Annotated in this window: 16 protein-coding genes; 8 read left to right on the plus strand and 8 right to left on the minus strand. The window is 58.9% G+C overall.

Annotated elements, in window-relative coordinates:
* Nucleotides 1-700: 700 nt before the first annotated feature.
* Both FP2506_RS15235 and FP2506_RS19005 read left to right on the plus strand, forming a co-directional pair.
* The gene (locus FP2506_RS15235; protein WP_007068449.1) at nucleotides 701-2065 is read left to right on the plus strand and encodes an ammonium transporter; all 1365 of its coding nucleotides are present in this window, start codon (nucleotides 701-703) and stop codon (nucleotides 2063-2065) included.
* Nucleotides 2066-2088: 23 nt separating this feature from the next.
* Nucleotides 2089-2265: a hypothetical protein gene (locus FP2506_RS19005; RefSeq protein ID WP_007068450.1), complete on the plus strand. Its 177-nt coding sequence runs from the start codon at nucleotides 2089-2091 to the stop codon at nucleotides 2263-2265.
* Nucleotides 2266-2440: 175 nt separating this feature from the next.
* Here FP2506_RS19005 and FP2506_RS18825 read toward each other — a convergent pair whose 3' ends face one another.
* Complete coding sequence (locus tag FP2506_RS18825; protein ID WP_148227596.1) at nucleotides 2441-3004, minus strand: hypothetical protein; 564 nt, start codon at nucleotides 3002-3004, stop codon at nucleotides 2441-2443.
* 460 nt (nucleotides 3005-3464) lie between these two features.
* On the opposite strand from FP2506_RS18825, the gene FP2506_RS15240 reads away from it, so the two are divergent.
* Both FP2506_RS15240 and FP2506_RS15245 read left to right on the plus strand, forming a co-directional pair.
* Nucleotides 3465-4823, plus strand: coding sequence for an NAD(P)-binding domain-containing protein (locus tag FP2506_RS15240; protein WP_040489181.1), 1359 nt, complete (start codon nucleotides 3465-3467; stop codon nucleotides 4821-4823).
* A gap of 170 nt (nucleotides 4824-4993) precedes the next feature.
* Nucleotides 4994-5698: a FadR/GntR family transcriptional regulator gene (locus FP2506_RS15245; protein WP_007068453.1), complete on the plus strand. Its 705-nt coding sequence runs from the start codon at nucleotides 4994-4996 to the stop codon at nucleotides 5696-5698.
* Here FP2506_RS15245 and FP2506_RS15250 read toward each other — a convergent pair whose 3' ends face one another.
* Both FP2506_RS15250 and FP2506_RS15255 read right to left on the minus strand, forming a co-directional pair.
* Nucleotides 5699-7015: an ABC transporter substrate-binding protein gene (locus tag FP2506_RS15250; RefSeq protein WP_007068454.1), complete on the minus strand. Its 1317-nt coding sequence runs from the start codon at nucleotides 7013-7015 to the stop codon at nucleotides 5699-5701.
* 108 nt (nucleotides 7016-7123) lie between these two features.
* The gene (locus FP2506_RS15255) at nucleotides 7124-8020 is read right to left on the minus strand and encodes a LysR substrate-binding domain-containing protein (protein WP_007068455.1); all 897 of its coding nucleotides are present in this window, start codon (nucleotides 8018-8020) and stop codon (nucleotides 7124-7126) included.
* A 94-nt stretch (nucleotides 8021-8114) separates the two neighbouring features.
* Here FP2506_RS15255 and FP2506_RS15260 point away from each other — a divergent pair, with 94 nt between their 5' ends.
* From FP2506_RS15260 to FP2506_RS15270, 3 genes are all read left to right on the plus strand, one after another.
* Complete coding sequence (locus tag FP2506_RS15260; RefSeq protein ID WP_007068456.1) at nucleotides 8115-10487, plus strand: trimethylamine N-oxide demethylase; 2373 nt, start codon at nucleotides 8115-8117, stop codon at nucleotides 10485-10487.
* Between the two features lie 73 nt (nucleotides 10488-10560).
* Nucleotides 10561-11100 (plus strand): formaldehyde-activating enzyme, encoded by a 540-nt coding sequence (gene fae, locus FP2506_RS15265; RefSeq protein WP_007068457.1) that lies wholly within the window; start codon nucleotides 10561-10563, stop codon nucleotides 11098-11100.
* Nucleotides 11101-11376: 276 nt separating this feature from the next.
* The gene (locus FP2506_RS15270; RefSeq protein WP_050765090.1) at nucleotides 11377-12795 is read left to right on the plus strand and encodes an ammonium transporter family protein; all 1419 of its coding nucleotides are present in this window, start codon (nucleotides 11377-11379) and stop codon (nucleotides 12793-12795) included.
* A 96-nt stretch (nucleotides 12796-12891) separates the two neighbouring features.
* Here the strand turns inward: FP2506_RS15270 and FP2506_RS15275 are convergent, their stop codons facing one another.
* The 5 genes from FP2506_RS15275 to FP2506_RS15295 all read right to left on the minus strand — a co-directional run bounded on the left by FP2506_RS15275 (nucleotide 12892) and on the right by FP2506_RS15295 (nucleotide 18986).
* Nucleotides 12892-13770 (minus strand): DMT family transporter, encoded by an 879-nt coding sequence (locus tag FP2506_RS15275; protein WP_007068459.1) that lies wholly within the window; start codon nucleotides 13768-13770, stop codon nucleotides 12892-12894.
* A 59-nt stretch (nucleotides 13771-13829) separates the two neighbouring features.
* A complete protein-coding gene (locus FP2506_RS15280; RefSeq protein ID WP_007068460.1) occupies nucleotides 13830-14444 on the minus strand; it encodes a sarcosine oxidase subunit gamma in 615 nt (204 codons plus the stop codon).
* Nucleotides 14437-17406 carry a sarcosine oxidase subunit alpha family protein gene (locus FP2506_RS15285; RefSeq protein WP_007068461.1) on the minus strand — a complete coding sequence of 990 codons (2970 nt, stop codon included), beginning with the start codon at nucleotides 17404-17406 and terminating at the stop codon, nucleotides 14437-14439. The genes FP2506_RS15280 and FP2506_RS15285 overlap by 8 nt, the downstream gene beginning before the upstream one ends.
* Nucleotides 17403-17672 carry a sarcosine oxidase subunit delta gene (locus FP2506_RS15290; RefSeq protein ID WP_007068462.1) on the minus strand — a complete coding sequence of 90 codons (270 nt, stop codon included), beginning with the start codon at nucleotides 17670-17672 and terminating at the stop codon, nucleotides 17403-17405. Before FP2506_RS15290 ends, FP2506_RS15285 begins: the two co-directional genes overlap by 4 nt.
* A gap of 63 nt (nucleotides 17673-17735) precedes the next feature.
* Nucleotides 17736-18986, minus strand: a complete 1251-nt coding sequence (locus FP2506_RS15295) for a sarcosine oxidase subunit beta family protein (RefSeq protein WP_007068463.1) — start codon at nucleotides 18984-18986, stop codon at nucleotides 17736-17738.
* Nucleotides 18987-19177: 191 nt separating this feature from the next.
* Here FP2506_RS15295 and FP2506_RS15300 point away from each other — a divergent pair, with 191 nt between their 5' ends.
* Nucleotides 19178-20182, plus strand: coding sequence for a GlxA family transcriptional regulator (locus tag FP2506_RS15300; RefSeq protein ID WP_050765091.1), 1005 nt, complete (start codon nucleotides 19178-19180; stop codon nucleotides 20180-20182).
* The last annotated feature ends 73 nt before the right edge of the window (nucleotides 20183-20255 follow it).

Below are 20255 nucleotides of genomic sequence, written 5' to 3' on the forward strand. Positions count from 1 at the left end.
AGGCCATACGTAACGGTCGCGCCCGGCATCGTCGTCTAAAGCAGTGACGTTCGGCTCACGATGTAAGAGAGCCCAGAGTAGCCCTAGACTTGCTAGTGCAGCGCAATTCGCGATTTCCTTGCTATTGGGCTAGGGCACCAGATGGACGGCACCCGCATTCAAGCGTTCGATCAAGACATTAAGGCGACGGCATTCGAGCAGGTCCTCTAAACTCTCTTTAGGTCTTCGAGGGCGAGCATCGGTTCTGCAACATCGCCGAGGCATCTACGGCGGTCATTTTCGTTCATCATCTAGAGAACCGCGCCGGTCAAATCGTTTTGGCTACCGTTGACGAAGGGTGATCGAATAGTCATTCTGGCGCCTTTCTAGTCGATTGACGCAACGGCAAGACCGAACATCGGTAAATTTCCCTCGCAGATTTTTTGAGCTTCATGCCCACTTAACGGTCGCTTAGTTGTGCTGACAAACATCCACGACGTCTCTTGGTATCCTACTTGCGCAACCGCTCACTCCTCGGGCGCGTCCACGCGTCTGATACCCCTTGAGAGGTGACTGGTGGCAGTAGCCGGACAAGATCATATCGGAAACGGTTCCTAATTGGTATGTTTCTTGCATTGTTTGAATTTGTTTCTTCTTGATGCGCCTTTTCTAGAAGAAGCTGCACTGGCGAAAACACACCGCTCGACCCAAGGAAAACCGCATGGAACAACAGCTGATGGAACTCGGGCAAAAGGTGGCTGCGCTCGAAGCCGGAACCGGAATGTCCAATACTGTCAACATGGAGATCTTCTACTGGTGGTGCACCGCACTGATGATCACCATTCACGCAGGATTCCTCGCCTATGAAATGGGCGCATCGCGTGCCAAGAACGTTCTGGCTTCCGGCACCAAGAACCTGCTCGCCTTCGCCTTTGTTGTCCCGACCTTCTTCTTCTTTGGCTGGTGGATTTATAATGCTTTCCCGGCCGGCCTGACGATCGCGGAAGGCTCCTCTGCGGCTGCGCCCTGGTCGGCCTCTATGGGGCCGAACCTTTCCGACAACGCGACCGGCGTCTTCTGGGCCGCCTTCGCTCTCTTCGCCGCGACCACCGCGTCCATCATGTCGGGCGCTGTCATCGAACGCATTCGCCTGACCGCCTTTCTTATCCTCGCGATCATCCTCGGCTCAGTGGTCTGGATACTCGGCGGCGCTTGGGGCTGGCATCCGTCCGGCTGGCTGACGACCGAACTGGGTTATCACGACGTGGGCGCTGCTGGCGTCGTCCATCTCATCGCTGGCGCCTTCACCCTCGGCGTTCTCCTCAATCTCGGCCCGCGCATCGGCAAATATGACGAGAACGGCCAGCCCAAGCCGATCAAGGCTCACTCGGTTCCGCTGACCGTTATCGGTCTGATGCTGATCATCGTCGGCTTCTTCGGCTTCCTCGGCGGCTGCATCATCTACATGGGCGGCGCGCAGTGGACCAATATTTACGGCCAGCCCGCGACGCTGTCGGCCTTTGCCTTCAACACACTGATGAGCTTCTCCGGCGGTATCATCGGCGGCTGGATCAAGACCCGCGACCCGTTCTGGATGATGTCCTGCGGTCTAGTCGGCATCATATCGGCCGCGTCCGGCCTCGATGTCTACTATCCGCCGTTGGCCTTCACAATCGGCTTCGTCGGCGGCTATACTGCTCCCCTTGTCGCCAGAATGCTGGAACGCGCCAAAATCGACGACGCGGTCGGCGCAGTCGCGGTGCATGGCTTCGGCGGTGCTTGGGGCGTCCTCGCCATGGGCCTCTTCGCCGCCGGCTACCCCAATATGGGCGAGATGCCGCCGGTCACGCTTTATGGCCAGATCATCAGCCTCGTCGTCCTCGGCGTCCTCGGCTTCGCGCCGGGCTACCTGATCTCGCTGGCGATGAAATCCGCCGGCTATCTCAGGGTGCCGCACGAGGTGGAGGTCATGGGTCTCGACCTGGTGGAGGTGCCGATCGAGGCCTATCCCGAGGGCATGACACAGCCAGCGCGCAAGGAGACCTCCAGTACCGGCGGCATTCCCGGCGCTGTCCCGGCCGAGTGAACGAAAAGAAAGGACGAGTGACTATGAACACGTCACCAATCACCAAATGGGAAGTCGCGGAAGCATACTTTACCTTCGCGAACAGCAGTTTCGGGATTTCCGTCTGCTTTGCAGCGTCGGTCGCAATCGTCGCCTTTTCGATCTGGTATGGCACCTGGCACGAAACCAAGGACTTTGCCAAGCACGTCGATATGACGTGAGACGATGGTCCCCTCTCGTACGAGCGAAGGTGCCCGGCGGTTGCTCGCCGGGCACCCCTTTAGGATATAGCATTGCGTAAGTCTGATGCTACAGCTCGGTTAATCGCAAAAGATTCAGCGAGCGATGCCAACAATGTCTGCGGAATGAAGTGAAGCAATCTCGTAGTGGTTTTAGTCAAACGGTATGAGCTTCGAATAGCAAAATACAGGCTCCAGCAAGACGGCGTGGGTCGCCGCTCATCAACATTCCTGATTGTTGCCAACGTTCGAGTGCTCGCTGATCTAATTCGATCTTCAGTGGAAGGCGAGCATGAATTACGCGTTCTCGCGCTTCCTCTGCAACTTTGACCAAGGGATCTCGGCGCAGCGATCGCAGACGATCGCCATGCTTCTGCTCTAGCCGCAGATGAAAAGCCGAACTTTTTTGCGGCGGCAGTCGCATGCCGTCCAACCAATTATAAACCAATTCCCATGCAACGTGCGCTTCTGCGAGAAGTCCTTCTGGGCAGTCTCGAGCTGAACCCCGGAACAAACCGTTTCTTCGGTCGGCGTCCAATTTAGCTGCATGATTGGCGAGAGCCGTACCCAGCCTCGGATCGTCCAATGAGAAGCTGGTTCGCGCCAGGGCTAGTGCTTCAGCACTTCTTTCGCGATCGCCTGTCATCGCGAAAGACAGCGTTGCATCTTCCCAGAGCTGATCTGCCTTGCTCCAACCGACAATCGAGATTCCGCTCACCATGAACGCCGTCCTTCTTGGCGCGTAGCTTGGTAGTCTGACCATACGGCGAAGTCGATATGAAGATCCCAGACTTTGGCGCTTGCGAAAAGCACAAAGTGCAGTGCAACAAATCCCATTGTTCAGCGATAATGCTGCCAGAAGATGCACACTGCCTCAACGATAAGTATTGCCACAAGCGACCAATTCTGCAAATCTGGTCGCGAACTGGTTGAAATTGGTTTTGCGTTTACTGCAGCATCAAGGCCCATGCTCGCTTCGAGGCGACACGCTTCGACTGAGTGCAAGTTGGTGTTTCCAAGCTACCGAGCGGCGGGCAGAAAATATGGTTGGATCTCTGGGGAGTTTCGACAAGTCACAGGTCCATAGGCGCTCTTCTGCCCACGGAAGCGCGGTGTAGAACCGAGCTTCTCCCACGGGTAAGGGCGCGTTGTTATGACTGAAACCAAGGAGAATTCCCAGCATGACGAAACGTGTCGCAATTCTCGGTGCCGGACCCTCAGGAATGGCACAGATGCGGGCTTTCCAATCCGCACGCGAAAAAGGTGCAGAGATTCCCGAAGTCGTCTGCTTTGAGAAGCAATCGGATTGGGGTGGGCTCTGGAACTATTCCTGGCGGACCGGGCTCGACGAGTATGGCGACCCCGTCCATGGCAGCATGTACCGCTATCTCTGGTCGAACGGCCCGAAAGAGTGCCTGGAATTCGCCGATTATACGTTCGAGCAGCATTTCGGACGTCCGATCGCCTCCTATCCGCCACGCGCCGTTCTTTTTGATTACATCAAGGGACGTGTCGAAAAGGCTGGTGTGAAGGATTGGGTCCGTTTCGGAACTGCGGTGCGGATGGTGCGGTATCAGAAAGACCGCAAGATGTTCGAGGTGACGGTCCACGACCGCCCGAACGACCGGATGTATACCGAGGAGTTCGACCACGTCGTCGTCGCAACGGGTCACTTCTCGACGCCGAACGTCCCCGAGTTCAAAGGTTTCGCAACGTTCAATGGACGGATTCTGCACGCGCACGACTTCCGCGATGCTCGCGAATTTACGAACAAGGATGTTCTGATCATAGGACGCAGCTATTCGGCCGAGGACATCGGATCGCAGTGCTGGAAATACGGTGCGAAATCCATCACTTCAAGCTATCGCTCGAAGCCAATGGGGTTCCACTTCCCGGACAACTGGGAGGAGAAACCGCTTCTGACTGAAGTCGACGGTAATACCGCAAAGTTCAAGGACGGAACGACCAAGCATATCGATGCGATCATTCTCTGTACCGGTTACCTCCATCACTACCCGTTCCTGGAAGATGATCTGCGCTTACGGTCGGAGAACCGCTTGTGGCCGCTCAATTTGTGGAAGGGTGTCGTCTGGGAAACAAATCCACAGCTCTTTTACATCGGCGCGCAGGATCAGTTCTATACATTCAACATGTTCGATGCACAGGCCTGGTTCGCGCGGGACGTGATGATGGGTCGTGTCAGCCTTCCTTCTGCAGATGCAATGCGGGAAGACAGTCTTTCATGGCGTAAACGAGAAGAATCCCTCGAAACCGACGAAGACATGATCGTCTTCCAAGGTGAAAACGTGAAGGAACTGATCAACACCACCGATTACCCGCCCTTCGACGTGGACGGCGTCAATCGAACGTTCTTGGAATGGGAGCACCATAAACACGAAAACATCATGGGCTACCGCAATCTGGGCTTCAAATCTCTTATGACCGGAACGCTTGCACCCGCTCACCATACGCCTTGGGCTGAAGCGCTGGACGACTCCCTTGAGTCCTATCTGCAGACGGTGCGCGAAGCGGCTGAATAACGCTACCGCCTAGCTAGTCCGATAAGTCTTGCGCTTCGGTTGGAGCGCGAGACTTCGTGTTGTATGGCCGAAGTTCAATCGAGCAGGCGAACGATGGCCGCGAGGAGCGTATGGCATTGGGCATTAGGGAAAGGATTGATCTCGGAGAGCGGAAAGCATCGCTTCCACAAATGCGCAGTCACACCGTTCGCAGTATCGCGCAGAAGCTAAGGGAGCGTATCGAGAATATCGAATATCCACCGGATCACCGCCTGCCGGCGGAACGCCAGTTGGCGCATCAGTTCTCCACGAGCCGCTGGGCGATCCGCGAGGCTCTCGACGTCCTCGTCGATGAAGGTCTTGTGGTGCGCCGCGCCGGCAGCGGTAGCTTCGTGCGCGAGCATAAACCGGCAAAGAGACCCCGTTTCGCCGAAAATATCGGCCAGACTGACTGGCTCGGCGTCGTGGAATCCACGGGGCCTCTCGAACTCCAGATCGTTCGAGGTCTGATCGAGCCGGACATGGTGCGGCTTGCTGTCCTCAACATGTCCATGGGTGAGATTGCGAACCTCGGCACGATCCTCCTGGAAATGGAAGCGATCGTCACAGATGCCGAGGCATTCATCCGCGCAGAGGAACGTTTTCTGCAGCAGATCGCGCGCAGCACGGACAATGCGCTTCTCATTTCCGTCTATGATCTAGTCGCCTCGGTCCGCCGACAGAGCACATGGAATGCATCGCGACTTGCAACGCTCTCGCCGATCCGAATTCGCGAACAGCAGAAGCGCTATCGCTCTATGTTCGACGCGATCAAACGGCGCGATGTGGAAACTGCCGCCGAGTTCGCGAAGCTGCAGCTCATCGACGAGCAGCGTTTCAGCATGCGTAGCGACTGATTAGTGTTCCTGTTCAGTTCGGCGCCCTGTTGACCCGACGGTCTCCGAAGCCGCCAGGTCGGTTCTGACGAACCGCTGGTCCCACATCTGGCCGAGCGCTCGCATGTGTTTTTCCAGGAGCCCGGAATGCCGCATCAACCATGCGGTCACCGACCGGAACTCCTCGATCCGCGCCTTCCCGTTCCGGATCTGGACAACGGGCCAGCGGCCGACCAGCGCGTTGTCGATGCCGAAGAGATCGCGGCCCCACCATTCGGCCTCGCCAAAAGCATGGCGACCGCTCCCTCCCCAGCGCATTGCTGCAAGAACTGAAACGGGCTCGACGGTTCCCGCCTGCTCGACAGCGTCTCGCCAGAGATCGAGAATCGAGGCGTATTCCCAGGAAACTGCGCTCCACTCGCCGGGATGGCGTGCATTATAAAGATCGAAAAATGCGTTCGGATGGGTCAGATTGACGTCGGGTTCGTTGAGCGCCGGATCATCGAAATCCGGAAACTGGAAAACGAAGCCTTCCATGAAATCCGAACCGACATGGTGCATCAGATGGCCGTAGTTGTCGCAGGTGCACGAGAGGATTTGCCCTTCAAAGCCTTGTGCTTTCGCCTCTTTCGTTAGGAAATGCACGAAGGGTTCGTAGGCCGTGTCCCAACACAGGATGTCCGGACACTCCTTTAAAAGTGCTGAGACGATGCCGGAAAAATCGGTCTCGTCGACCGGGAAGAAGATCTCCTTGACGAGATCGATCTTCGCAGCCTCGAAGGCGGCGCGGTAGGTCGCAACGGAAGGCAGGCCAAGTGCGTCCTTCTGTGCACAGAGGGCGGCCCGTTTCAAATGTGGGCGGTTCTCGCTCAGCCATTCAACCCCGGTCACATTATAGATTGGATGCACCTCACAAGGCGCGACTAAGTACGGCGTATCGGGGGACAGATCACTTGGCAGGAGCGTCGTAGTCAGGACTTTGTTGCGGGTGAGGAAATTCTGGATTGGAGCAAGCATGTCGCCGCCCAGCGTCATGAGAAGCTTGACGTCCTGGTCGTTGATCAGTGCTTTTGCGCTTTCGACGATAGACGGACGATCGCATGCGCAATCGGCCGCGACAATCTCCACGTCGTAGCGATGACGACCGATCTGCAGGCCATTTGCGGCGTTGAGACGTTCCGCCCAAATGCGGGCACCGTAGAGACCCGGCAAACCCCAGGCTGCGACGTCTCCCCTGAGCGGTGCAAGAAAGCCGACGCGAACCGCCTCGTCCGTCCGCACCGGCTGGTCGGACCTAGTCCCGTTCATGGCCAGGCGGAGGACGAAACTCTTCGACATCTTCGAAATTATTTCCCTTGGAAAAAGGGGGGCGATGCCCGAATGTCTTGCCTTAGCACGGCAGGGCTGTCGGTCGAAGCGATATGAAGGCCTGGATAAGCCGGCCTTCTACAACGCCATGCGCAGCCAATCGGAAATTCTCTCGGCCGCGGGTGAGAGATCTCGCCCCCGCGGATGGAGGAGGTAATAACCTGAATTCGTTTCGACGGTCAGGGGCAACGGTCTTACCAACCGTCCTTCCAAGATGTGACGATCGATGAGATGGTGCCATCCGAGTGCAACGCCGAGGCCCTGACAGGCCGCGTCGATCGCGAGCGCGTAGGTATTGAAGAGGATCCGCTCGGCCTCAATTGGTTCGTCCACACCGGCCGCCGAAAGCCAACCTTTCCAGTCCAGCCATTCGGTATGGTGGCTTGCCACATCGATCAGCGTGCAGTTGAGAAAGTCGCGCGGCTCGCGGACTGAGCGTTTCGCGATGTAATCGGGATCTGCTACCGGACAGATGCTCTCGTTGAGGAGCATCGCGCCCTCAAAGCCTGGCCAACGCCCCTCGCCACGTAAGATAATGAGATCGCTGCCGCTTTCGAGGCACTCGCGATCATCGTCGGAGGACGTGAGCTCGATTTCTATGCCGGGCAGCCCCGAGCGCAGACGATTGAGGCGGGGCAGCAACCAGAGCGTCGAGACGGATTGGGTCGCGGCAATCGCGACGCGTGGGCGGAGATCGCCTTGCCGGACCTCCGCTGACGCCTTGGCGATCGATTCCAGCGCATGAACGACAGTACGATGATACCGGCGGCCGGCGTCGGTGAGGTGAACGGCGCGATGCGTTCGAAAGAAGAGCGGTTTTCCGAGGTTTTCTTCAAGGAGCCGAATCTTTCGGCTGATAGCGCCCTGGGTGAGGTTCAGCTCTTCGGCCGCAAGGGTAAAGCCGCCGAGACGCGCCGCAGCGTCGAAGGCAACGAGATAGTCGAGCGGCGGCAGTCGGCGGCGATCGGTTGCCATGAAAAATGCTGGCCCTGAGGCTGAGAGATCTTTGCTTCACACCCACGGAGCAAGCACGCAAACTAACGTCAAGTCAAAATGAAGGATTGTTCTCATGACGATCGTTCCCGATTTTGGAACACCGGTCAGCCGAGGTGGTGTGCTGACGCCGGCGATGCCAATCCTTCCCCGCGGCACCGAGCGCCACCCCGTTCCGGGCGGCGGATCGCGAGCCCTACCGATCGGCGCTGGCGATCGGATCACGATCATCGATCGCGAAGGACTCCAACCCTGTGAGTTGGTGTTCTTCGGTCCGGATGGGATCGCCGACCCGTCACGCCTCGGCGCGAGATCCGCAGGTGCGCCGGACGGTCTCCTGCAAAGCTTCGCATCGTCAGACAGCAGCGCCCGCAGGGTGCGAGCGGCACTTGAGACGAGCGGCTTCACGCTCGACGGTGCGCTCTGCGCGCGAATTTTCTCAGACGGCTCTCGAGCGGGTGACAAACAGGCGTTTGAGGCAGAGACCGACGGTCTCCTCCTCGTCTCGGCACCGGGCGGTCCGATGGCGGTCTTCGATCAGACGCCGCCTACCGACATCATCGTCTATGTTCAACGAGCGAGTGGCGGGTTCATAAAATCTGGCCCTCAGATGCACGATCCGCTAGCAGATCCGCTCGTCGACATAAATATCCAGCCCGGCCATGCGAAGACGTACGAAGTGCGGAAGGGCCAGTATATCCAAGTGCTTGATGTCGAGGGCCGCGAGTGCTCGGACTTTCAGGCGCTAGACATCCGCGGTGTCGAGAAGGGTCGTATCTCTGATATTGATCCGACGACGACCCGCAGCCTGATGGGTCACCTATATCCGACGCCCGGCGTTCATTCGAAATTCTTCGCCATGGACGGAACGCCCTTGGTCGAGATCGTCCAGGACACATGTGGACGACACGACACCTTCGGGCTTGCCTGTACTGCGCGCTACTACGAAGAGATGGGCTATCCGGGGCATATCAACTGCTCGGACAACATAAATCGCGAGATGGACCGCTACGGGTTACCGTCACGCGGCGGCTGGCCGGCGATCAACTTCTTCTTCAACACGATACTCGACGACAGCCATGCGATCTCGCTGGACGATCCCTGGTCTCGACCGGGCGACTACGTTCTTCTGCGCGCGCTCACCGATCTCGTGTGCGTCTCGACGGCCTGTCCGTCGGATATCGACGCGACAAACGGCTGGAATCCGACCGAGATCCAGGTGCGTGTTTACGATGAGAAAGAAACCTTCGAACCCACCAAAGGATACAGGATGAGCGCTGGTGCCGATCTTCAGTTGACGAGGAAGACGGGTTTCCATGACCGTTTCGCCGAGCATACTCGAAATTTCATCGAGTATAACGGCTTCTGGCTGGCGGCGAACTTCTCCAACCATGGCGCCATTGAGGAATATTGGGCTTGCCGCGAGCGTGCCGCCGTCATGGACTTGAGCGCTCTACGGAAGTTCGAGGTCACTGGTCCGGATTCTGAACGTTTGCTTCAGCATTGCCTGACGCGCGACATGAAGAGACTGTCGATCGGACAGGTGGCTTATAGCGCCATGTGCTACCCACACGGAGGGATGGTCGACGACGGTACGGTGTTCCGACTGGGCGAAAACAATTTTCGTTGGATCTGCGGAAGCGATGCATCTGGCATCTGGCTTCGTGAGCAGGCCGAGGCATTGAAGCTCGACGTTTGGGTCCGTTCTTCCACGGATCAGATGCACAATATCGCCGTGCAAGGCCCGAGAAGCCGCGATATTCTCGAAAAATTCGTATGGACGAGCCCGACACAACCGACCCTTCAGGAACTCGGCGTCTTCCGGTTCACGATCGGGCGGCTGGAGACCTTCGACGGGCGGCCGATCGTTGTCAGCCGTACTGGTTACACTGGCGAACTCGGCTACGAGATCTTCTGTCACCCGACGGACGCAGAAGCGGTCTTCGATGCTGTGTGGGAGGCAGGCAAGCCTTTCGAGCTGACGCCTTTCGGTCTGGAAGCGCTCGACATGGTGCGGATCGAGGCGGGCCTCGTCTTCGCCGGATACGAATTTTGCGACCAGACGAACCCGCTTGAAGCCGGCATTGGCTTCACGGTCCCGTTGAAAAGCAAACCGGACGACTTTGTCGGGCGCTCCGTTCTCGAAGAACGTAAGGCGCATCCCAATCGCCAGCTCGTTGGCCTCGATCTCGATGGCAGTCTCGTGCCTTCCCATGGCGCGTGCGTTCGCATCGGTCAGGCTCAGGTCGGCGAAATTACCTCGGCCGTGCGCTCGCCGATCCTCGGCAAAGTCATCGCGCTTTGCCGTATCGATGCGACCCATGCCGAGGTCGGCACCGAGGTCGAAGTCGGTCAGCTCGACGGCTTTCAGAAGCGCATCCCGGCCCGCGTAGTCCCGGCTCCGCATTTCGATCCAAAGAAGGAACGGGTGAAGGGCAACTACGCCTGACCGCGGCCGCTCAGAGGCATGTCGAAATCGGACAGGCCGCAAAACCGAACAGTCAAACAGCGAAGGACCTTTCATGAGCGACATCATTTTCCGGACGGGCGAGGCGACGGTCCTTGCAGCGGAGGGCCAGACAACGGACGCCATGCCCGAGGTTCTGATCGGATCGATCAGCGGACCGGTCGGCCAGGCCTTCGCCTCCATGCTAGGCCAGACCGTCGGGCACACCCGGATGTTCGTCGTGCGCGATCTCAACCAGTTGGTCCGTCCCGCCGCCATCATGACGACCAAGGCCACGATCCAGACGGAAGCCTACGTCAACCTACTCGGCGGTATTGTCCAGGGTGCGACCGGAGACGCAATCGTCGACTGCGTCATTGAAGGAACGATCCCGAAGGACGTCGTCGACGAAATCTGCATCATCGTCACCATCTGGCTCGATCCCAGGTGCGCAGAAGACGCCAATCTCGACAAAGCCGATCTCTACCGAACGAACTATGAAGCGACGAAGCTTGCCATTTCGCGAGCGATGAAAGGCGAGCCGTCGATCGACGAACTCATCAAGAACCGCAAGACTATCAAGCACTACGCCCTCGACGGCGTTGTTAACTACTAACGAAAAGGTCCTGGCTTACAACCGGGACTTTTTACTTTCAGCACCGGACAGTGCCTGATGATCTAAACTGCGCAATGCGTCTTCATTACTGTCGACCGAGCTTAGAGAAGGCCCTTACTTCGGCTTTCAAATCTCGAGCGCTCGGCAGGATAAGACGGAAAAGCTGAAAAGCCGCAGCGCGGTTTCGCATTTGGGAGAGACGCGATCGGATTGAGCAGAATATGAAATCAACAGCGCAGAGACAGCAACCTATGGGATGTTAGGGAGGAATTGACAATGCCCACTGAAGCAACGTCGATGTTCGCTGAGCAGGTAACGCTCAGCTCACTCGTTCAGAATCTTATATATGCATCGGGAACGGTCGGGGCAATCATGGTGGTCATCGGGTTACTCCTGATCGACGCCGGCACTGTTCGAACCAACAATCTTTTCAATACGACGATTGAGAAGGTCATCGGGTTTTTCATTGGTTTCGCCACCTACTTCTTCTGCGGTTTCGCCTTCTGGGCTTCGCAATACTACATCATGGCAGGAGGCACGCTGGCCGGCACCTTCTCTGATTGGTGGCTTGGCGGTACACTCGCGAATGCTCTGGCGCAGAACGTCGATCCGGCTACGTTCCCCGGCATCAACAACTTCCAGATCTTCGTCTTCTTCCTCGCCTGCTTCGCCGGCATCGTGAACGTGCTGTTCCACTTTGCGGTTGCCGAACGGATCAAGCCGGGTGCCTACTATGTGATGGCTTTCGTCGCAGCGATCATGTCGTCGATCCTCAGCTGGCTGACGTGGGGCTCGGTCGGACCTCTGACGAACATCGGATATCACGATTTCTTCGGCGTTGGTTTCGTCTACCTGTTCCCAGCCGGAATGGCGCTGGCGCTCTCCTGGAAGCTCGGAGCGCGACCCGGCATTTTTAAGCCCCATCGGAAGGTGCCAACGTACGACTACCCGAGCGTTGGGCTCGCTGCGAGCGGTCTCATGACAATCTTCGCCGGATTGCCGATGGTCATCCTGTCGTGCTTGTTCTTCTTCGATCCGCAGGCGCTCGCGGTTAGCGTGACAATGGCGGACACCAGCGTCGGCATTGCCTTCAATAATTACGGCATTGCCTGGGCCGCGGGCGCTTTGTCGGGAGCACTGCTCGCCTATAAGACGAAGAAGTTCAGCTATCTTCTTCTTGGCCCCCTCGCGGGCTACGTATCGGGCGCTCCAGCCTTCGACGTCTATGTTCCCTGGCAGATGTTCCTTGTTGCGCTAGGCGCACCGTTCATCGCTTACGCCGTCTATGAATTCATGCAAAAACGGGAGATCGACGAGCACAAGCTGCTTCCGCTCTTCCTTGGCGCCGGCACCTATGGCCTGATCATGGTGGGCATTCTTGAAGCTGGTACGGCGCGTGGCGGCTATCTTGGCATCGAAGAGGGTGCATATGCTTACCAGCACGGCGAGATCGGCATCGTCATGCAGCTAGCAGGTATCGTAACCTGTGTCGCTTTCGGTGTCGTCACTGCGCTTGTGCTTGCGCTGATCCTCGAGCCGACGATCGGGTTAAGGGTATCGGACGACGATCAGGCAACTGGCCTCGACCATCTTTATTGGGAACTTGGAGAAGCGGCTCGCGATACCGGTGTAACTGGGGTCGAAGCGACCAATTCTGTTGATCATCGCCCGGGTATCGCCAGTCCTGCGGAATAACGGATCGCAAGCTTAGGATCTGTAGACAAAATGGGCGTCGCTTGCGACGCCCTTCTCCATAATTCAAGGGCTATGATCGCAAGAATGTCGAATTCGTCAGTACCGCGTAGAGAGGATCATCACGCTCACAAAGACCATCGCGATACCAAGCCACTGAATTGGTGCGACATGCTCTTTCAAGAAGATTCGTGCGAGCACGATCGTAATAACGCCGAAAGACGAAGCGACGACGACGGCAAGCTCAGGGGCTTCCATTGTGCCGGCGGCAACGACGCTGGTCACTGCTATCACATCGAGTGAAGCAACCAAAAGAACTAGGGGGACGATTCTGCCGGGATTTTTGAACGGATCGCTTGGTTTCGAACGCACGAAGACAAACGGCAGAACTGCCGCTACCGCGAACGCGCGGGCAATGGCAGTGATCGCGATCTCATTCTGGTCCGCTGCAGCGGCCTGCCCCGCGGCGAACGCGACAGCAAACCCGACTGCGGAATAAAGGCTGGCGATAATCGTGTCGCGCCTACTTTCCGCTTTCACCGTAGAGCATTTGCGGGTCTCTTCTTCCTTCGCAAAGCGCGAGACAACAACGACGCCGCCGATGATGGCTGCGGTTGCCAGCCAATCCAGAAGAGCCGGCCGTGTCCCGGTCGTTACCGCCCAGGCGACCGACAGCACCGGATAGGCGGCGATGATGGGCGCAGCAAGCGCGAAGGGGCCGATTGCCATGGCTCGGTAGAGGCCGTGACAGGCACCAAAGTAGGCAAGGCCGCTCACGATGGGGAGAAGCAAGCGGTTCGTGCTTACGTCCACCTCGATTCCAATCGTAAGGATGACGACGGCCATCAGCACGGTCCCCAGACCGAGAACAGCAAAGAGCGCAGCGATCGTTCCGAGCGACCGTGTTACGAAGCGGATCAGAAGGTCGTGGACACCCCAAGCCATCGCCGCGATGGCTCCGAACACGATCGAACTCAATGGCTGCCCCTTCCTTCGATCGCCGGCCGCGCCGTCACTTTGAGATGCGACCCGCTTATTCAGCCGCCCGCCGCTACAGCAAGCCCGTATACGGCGGCGCTCACCGAAAGCCAGTGCCAGAAGCTCTCTGCATAGGACCGGAACATCGCAATCTCGAAGGCCGCATCGCCGCCTGCCAAGTCGTCGAGACGCCAAAGCGACACGCCCACATGGCCGCATTGAGTTACGGCGGCATGTCCCGGCAAAAAGACATTGGCATCGAGATCGAGATGGATACCTTTGGCGAGCACGTTTCGCACGCGCGGCCCGGTCAGCCTGAGTACCGCGAAGGCATCACTTTGGTCAGTCACCGAAGCAACGCCCTGCATCGTTTCGGCCAGATTTTCGGCAAACCCGTACCCGCCAGCTTCGCGACAGGCGAGCCAAGCGCCGGGACCGGTCGAGACAACGCTGATATCGCGGCCTTCGGTTCGCCTCGCAGGCGCAGGCAAATGGCACCCGAATTCGTTTGCCACCAGTGCGGCGAGGTCGCCTGCTCGCCGCTTGCGCGCCAACACCGCCGCCAGCGCCAGCTCCGTGCGTTCGCTCACGACGACCCCGGCGGGTCTCGTTTCGCCCACGGGCGTGATGAGCCCGTCGAAAGCATGGACTGCTTTGACCGATATCTCAGACATGGAGCCGTGTTCCTTCCGGGTCGACCTGATGGGGCGAACAGATCTCGACCTCGATGTCGCCACCGCGCACAGGATCGTACGCGCGAACGATCTCGCCATGGCGCTCGGGGCCGCGCCGAATCAGGCCGAGCCCGATCCAGCGACTAAGGGTTGGCGAATAGGCGGCTGAGGTGAGATAGCCCTCGTCGTTCTCAATTGTCGGTTCGGCACCCTTCATTAGGAAGTGCGCCCCGGCCCGCAACCGCTGGGCGGGATCAACGCACTTCAATCCGACGACCGCCGGCCGGTCGGGATCGGTCATGCCGGGCCGGCCGGAGAGGACGCGGCCAATGAAATCCTTCTTCGTCGACATCATACGTCCCATGCCGAGATCGGCCGCCGTCGTCTGTCCATTGAGCTCCGGTCCAGCGACATGGCCCTTCTCGATGCGCATGACGCCAAGCGCCTCGGTTCCATAGGGCACGATCTTCCAATCCCTGCCGGCCTCCATGATGGCTTCGGCCAACGCCTCGCCGTAGCGAGTCGGGACGGCAATCTCGTAGGCGAGTTCGCCGGAGAACGAGATACGGAAGACGCGGGCGGGCAGCTCTTTCCAGCGGAAGGCACGGACGCCCATGAATGGCAGCGCCTCGTTTGACACGTCCCATGCATTGCCGAACAGCCTCTCCAGAACGGCCCGAGCATTTGGCCCTGCAACGGCATACTGTGCCCATTGCTCCGTCACCGAGACGATCTGGACGTCGAGTTCCGGCCAGAGCACCTGCCGACAATATTCGAGATGTTGCATCGCCGGCCCGGCGTTCGCCGTGGTGGTGGACATTACGAAATGATCCTCGGCAAAGCGCGCGGTCGTGCCGTCGTCGAAGGCGAACCCGTCCTCCCGCAACATCATGCCGTAGCGTGCCTTCCCGACGGCGAGCTTACCGAAACCGTTGATGTAGACCCGGTTCAGGAATTCGCCCGCATCCGAGCCCTTAATGTCGATCTTGCCCAGCGTAGACACATCGCAGAAACCGACGCTTTCGCGTACCGCCGTTACTTCCCTACTGACGGTCTCAAGCCAGTTCTTCTCCTGCGGGCGTGCGAACATATCGGCACGCAACCAGAGGCCCGCCTCGACGAAGCTCGCCCCAGCGTTTTCGGCCCACTTGTGGGAGGCCGCTCGCCGGGTTGGCTGAAAATGCTTTCCGCGGTAGGGACCGGCGAAGGCCGCGAGAGTTACGGGCGTATGCGGCGGGCGGGAGACAGTCGTACCGACTTCTTCCATGGGCTTACCGGTGAGGGCCGCCATGATCGCATGGCCGTTGACGGCGGAAATCTTGCCTTGGTCCGTCGCCATGCCCAGCGTAGTGTAGCGTTTGAGGAGTTCCACCGAACGGAAACCCTCCTGCTTGGCGAGCCCGACGTCGAACACCGTGACATCGTGCTGGAAGTCGACGAAAGCCTTCTGCCGGGAGCGCTCCACATGCCAGAGCGGCGAAAGGTTCACCGCATCGTCGCTGGTTTTGGGGAGTTCGAAGGCGCTCGTGTTGAAGCCGAGGTCGCTTGCCGCCTTCCCGCCGGCAGCAGCACCGCTCCGGAAGGCGTCGGCAAGCGAGAATTCGCCATTGGCGGCCCCCGCCACTTCGATATGCGACGGTCTGGTCCCCGGCAAGAAGGCATGGATCACGTCGGACCATTTTGGCCGGCCGCCGAGATGGGTCGTCACATAGAGATTCGGATTGAACCCGCCTGAGACTGCAAGACAGTCCGCTGCGATCTCATGGTTTATGCCGGTCTTGTCGATTACCGTTATGGCGCTCAGGCTCTGTCGGCCCTTAGTCGCGACGACCTCGCTCCCGATGTAGCGTCGGATTGCCTCGCGCGAGGCAAAATCGGCAAGTGCGGGCGAGACCTTGGGCCGCGCGTCAATTACCGCTGCGACTTCTACCCCGGCCGCGAGAAGATCGCGGGCGGTCTGCCAGCCATCGTCGCTGGAGGTGAAGACCGAAACGCGCCGGCCCGGAGATACGCCGTAACGGTTGAGATAGGTGCGCACGGCGCTCGCCATCATGACGCCGGGCCGGTCGTTTCCGCCGAAGGGGATCGGACGTTCGTATGAACCGCTCGCAAGGATCGCTTTCTTGGTGACGACGCGCCATAGGCGCTGACGCGGCTGATGCATCAGCGGGACCGGCATGTGATCCGCGACTCGTTCAATCAGCCCAAACTCGCGTCCATCATAGGCACCGAACACGGTCGTACGCGGCATCACGATGACATTCGGAAGAGAACGCAACTCCTCTACAGTTCCTGCTGCCCATTTATGGCCCGCAATTCCGTCAACCTCGTAGCGCTCGGCGTTCAATCGTCCGCCGAGGGCGAAATCTTCATCAGCAAGGATGACTCGCGCGCCCGACCTCCCTGCGCAAAGAGCAGCCGAAAGTCCTGCAGGACCTGAGCCGATAACCAGAACGTCGCAGAAAGCATAAGCCTTCTCATATCTGTCAGGATCCGGTTCGTCGGACGCATGGCCGAGACCAGCCGCCCGGCGAATTGCTGGCTCGTAGAGCTTTTCCCAGAAGCTCGCCGGCCACATGAAGGTCTTGTAGTAAAAGCCCGCGACGAAGAAAGGGGCGAGAAGCGAGGTGACCGCGCCTACGTCATGCTTCAGCGACGGCCATCGGTTTTGGCTCGACGCTTCCAAGCCGTCGTACAGTTCCGCGACCGTCGCCTTCGTGTTGGGCTCACGTCGGGCGCCCTTGCGCATCTCCACGAGGGCGTTCGGCTCCTCTGGACCCGCCGTCACCACGCCGCGTGGACGATGATACTTGAAGGATCGACCGAAAAGCGTCTCGCCTGAAGCCAGAAGTGCCGATGCGAGCGTATCGCCCGCAAAGCCAGAATATTCACGACCGTCAAAAGTGAAACTCATGCGGTGGGCACGATTGATGAGCCCGCCTCCGGTGCGAAAGCCACTCATCTGTCGATCTCCTCGTTTGCGAACCCGACACTCTCGATTTCATGGGTAAGCGTATCGCGCACGACGGTCACCCAGGACCGGCAGCCGCCAGAATGGTACCAGTGCTCGCTATGAAATCCGGCGGGATTGGTGCGCAGGTGAACGGCGTCGACAAAGTGCTTCAGTGCGTCCTCACCGTCGGGATCGGGCCGCGAGACGCTCGCATCACCGCGATAGACGAATTCCTGGATGTCGCGGCTTCCGCAATGGGGGCAATCGATACGCATGGACAATCAGGCCTTTTCGGGACTTTCGCGAACAGAACGTCGTGTTTGGGCGAGCCGCACCGATCAGTGGAGGTTAGGTTGAGCGCCGCGGCCGTTCTCGTTGAGGATGTGACCTGTGGCGAAGCGGTCGAGGCGCATGGCAGCGGCCGACGGGTGCGGCTCATTGCGTGCGATCAGATGTGCGAAGCACCATCCTGCTGCAGGGGTCGCCTTGAAGCCGCCATAGCACCATCCGCCATTGAGATAGAGGCCCTCGACCGGCGTCCGGTCGATAATTGGCGAGCCATCCATTGTCATGTCCATGATGCCGCCCCACGAGCGCAGCATTCGCACACGACCGATCGATGGCATCATCGACATACCGGCCTCGAGGACGTGTTCGACGGTCGGAAGATTGCCGCGCTGAGCATAGGAATTGTAGCCGTCGAGATCGCCCCCGAAGACGAGACCGCCCTTGTCGGACTGGGAGATATAGAAATGCCCCGCACCATAGGTGACGACGCAGGGTATCTTCGGCTTGATTCCTTCGGAGACGAAGGCCTGAAGAACCTGGCTCTCGATCGGAAGGCGCAGATCGGCCATCGCCGCCACGCGGGATGAGGAACCGGCAACCGACATACCCACTTTGCGGGCTCGGATCTTGCCACGGCTCGTTTCAACGCCGACGACGCGCCCGCCTTCGCGGAGGAACCCGGTTACTTGGCAGTTCTGAACGATGTCGACCCCCCGCATATCGGCTGCATGGGCATAGCCCCAGGCGACCGCGTCGTGACGAGCCGTTCCTCCGCGTGCCTGCCAGAGCCCGCCCTTGATCGGAAAGCGTGCTTCTTCGAATCCGAGTATCGGCACCATCCGGCGCACTTCATCGGCATCGAGCAGTGCCGAATGAACGCCGTGCAGACGCATCGAATTGGCCCGTCGCGCATAGGTGTCACGCTGACCGTCCGAGTGGAAGAGGTTCAGAACGCCGCGCTGACTGACCATGGCATTGTAATTGAGCTCCTGTTCAAGCCCTTCCCACAACTTCATGGACAACTCGTAGAATGCTTGGTTGCCTGGAAGGAGATAATTCGAGCGAATGATCGTAGTGTTACGCCCGATGTTGCCGGAGCCCAGCCAACCCTTCTCGAGAACGGCAATGTTGGTGAGGCCGTGTTCCTTCGCGAGATAATAAGCGGTCGCAAGGCCATGACCGCCTCCGCCAATGATGATGACATCATAAGTCGATTTCGGCGTCGCGTCGCGCCACGTGGGCTTCCAACCACGGTGCTTGTTCAGCGTCTCGCGAAACAGGGAGAAGGCGGAATAGCGCATGATCTCGCAAAGTCGTCCTTTACACAGGCGAAATTCAAGATTCCGCGTCTGAAGCACCATGCGCTCACTGCAATGTAAAACTTGACCAGTGACGACCCTTACATGACTTATGGCGACACTAATGGCATATTAAACGGCGTGGCATCGTAAGGCTCGATAAGCGTGAGAGAGGCATGCCGTAGGGAGTGAAGATGGTGTCGGCACAAGACGACCTAAGACCAGAGCGGCTCGGCTTCCTCCTAGTGCCGTACTTCGCGACGATGTCCTACGCCTCCGCGATCGAACCGTTCCGGGCCGCCAATATCCTCTCCGGCCGAACGCTCTATTCCTGGCGCCACGTCGCGGTGGAGGACCTGCGCGTCGAAGCCTCGACAGGTCTTTCCTTCGAGGCGGATCACGCGATCGGCGAGGCGGAGGACTACGACGGCCTCGTCGTCTGCGCTGCCGGCAATCCTTCGACCTTCGATCATGAGCCGACTTTCGCATGGCTTAGAAGGCTCGCGCGGCGCGGCACGTGGCTTGCGGGTGTTTCGGGCGGGCCATTCGTCCTTGCCTCAGCCGGTCTTCTCGACGGCTATCGTTGCACTATCCATTGGGAGCATGCGCCCGCCTTCGCAGAGGCTTTCGCACAACCACGGCTCACATCCTCGATCTACGAAATCGATCGGGGTCGTCTCACCTGCGCCGGCGGGATTTCCGCTCTCGACATGATGCATGCAGTGATAGCGAAGACCCACGGTGGAGAGCTAGCGGCTGCTGTCAGCGAATGGTTCCTTCAGAGCCATGTGCGCACAGGCGCCACTGCGCAACTGATGACGCGTTTCGAACGCTTCGGCCTCCCTAGTGTCGCCCTGTCGAACGTCATCCAGGCGATCGAGGAAAACGTGGAGCATCCCCTGCCGCGCGAGCGCCTTGCTGAACTCGCCGGCGTTTCGATCCGTCAACTCGAACGCTTGTTCGAAAAACAAATGAAGACGACGGTCGATCGCTACTACCTGACAATTCGGCTTCATCACGCCCAACGCCTTCTGCGCCAGACACGGCTTTCCGTTGCCGAAATCGGGATTGCGTCGGGCTTCGCGAGCGCCAGCTACTTTTCGCGAGCCTACAAATCCCGCTACGGTCACGGCCCTCGGGACGAGAGGTCACTCAACTTTCTTCAGGGGAAACCTGTCGATCGGACAGAGTCCTTGTGATACCTGCTGCCCGATAGGCCAAAACCGTTCGAAACACCGCAAAGCTGAACGCGACGAACTCCTTCGGAGACAA

The sequence above is a fragment of the Fulvimarina pelagi HTCC2506 genome, assembly GCF_000153705.1.
GTDB classification, from domain to species: Bacteria; Pseudomonadota; Alphaproteobacteria; order Rhizobiales; family Rhizobiaceae; genus Fulvimarina; species Fulvimarina pelagi.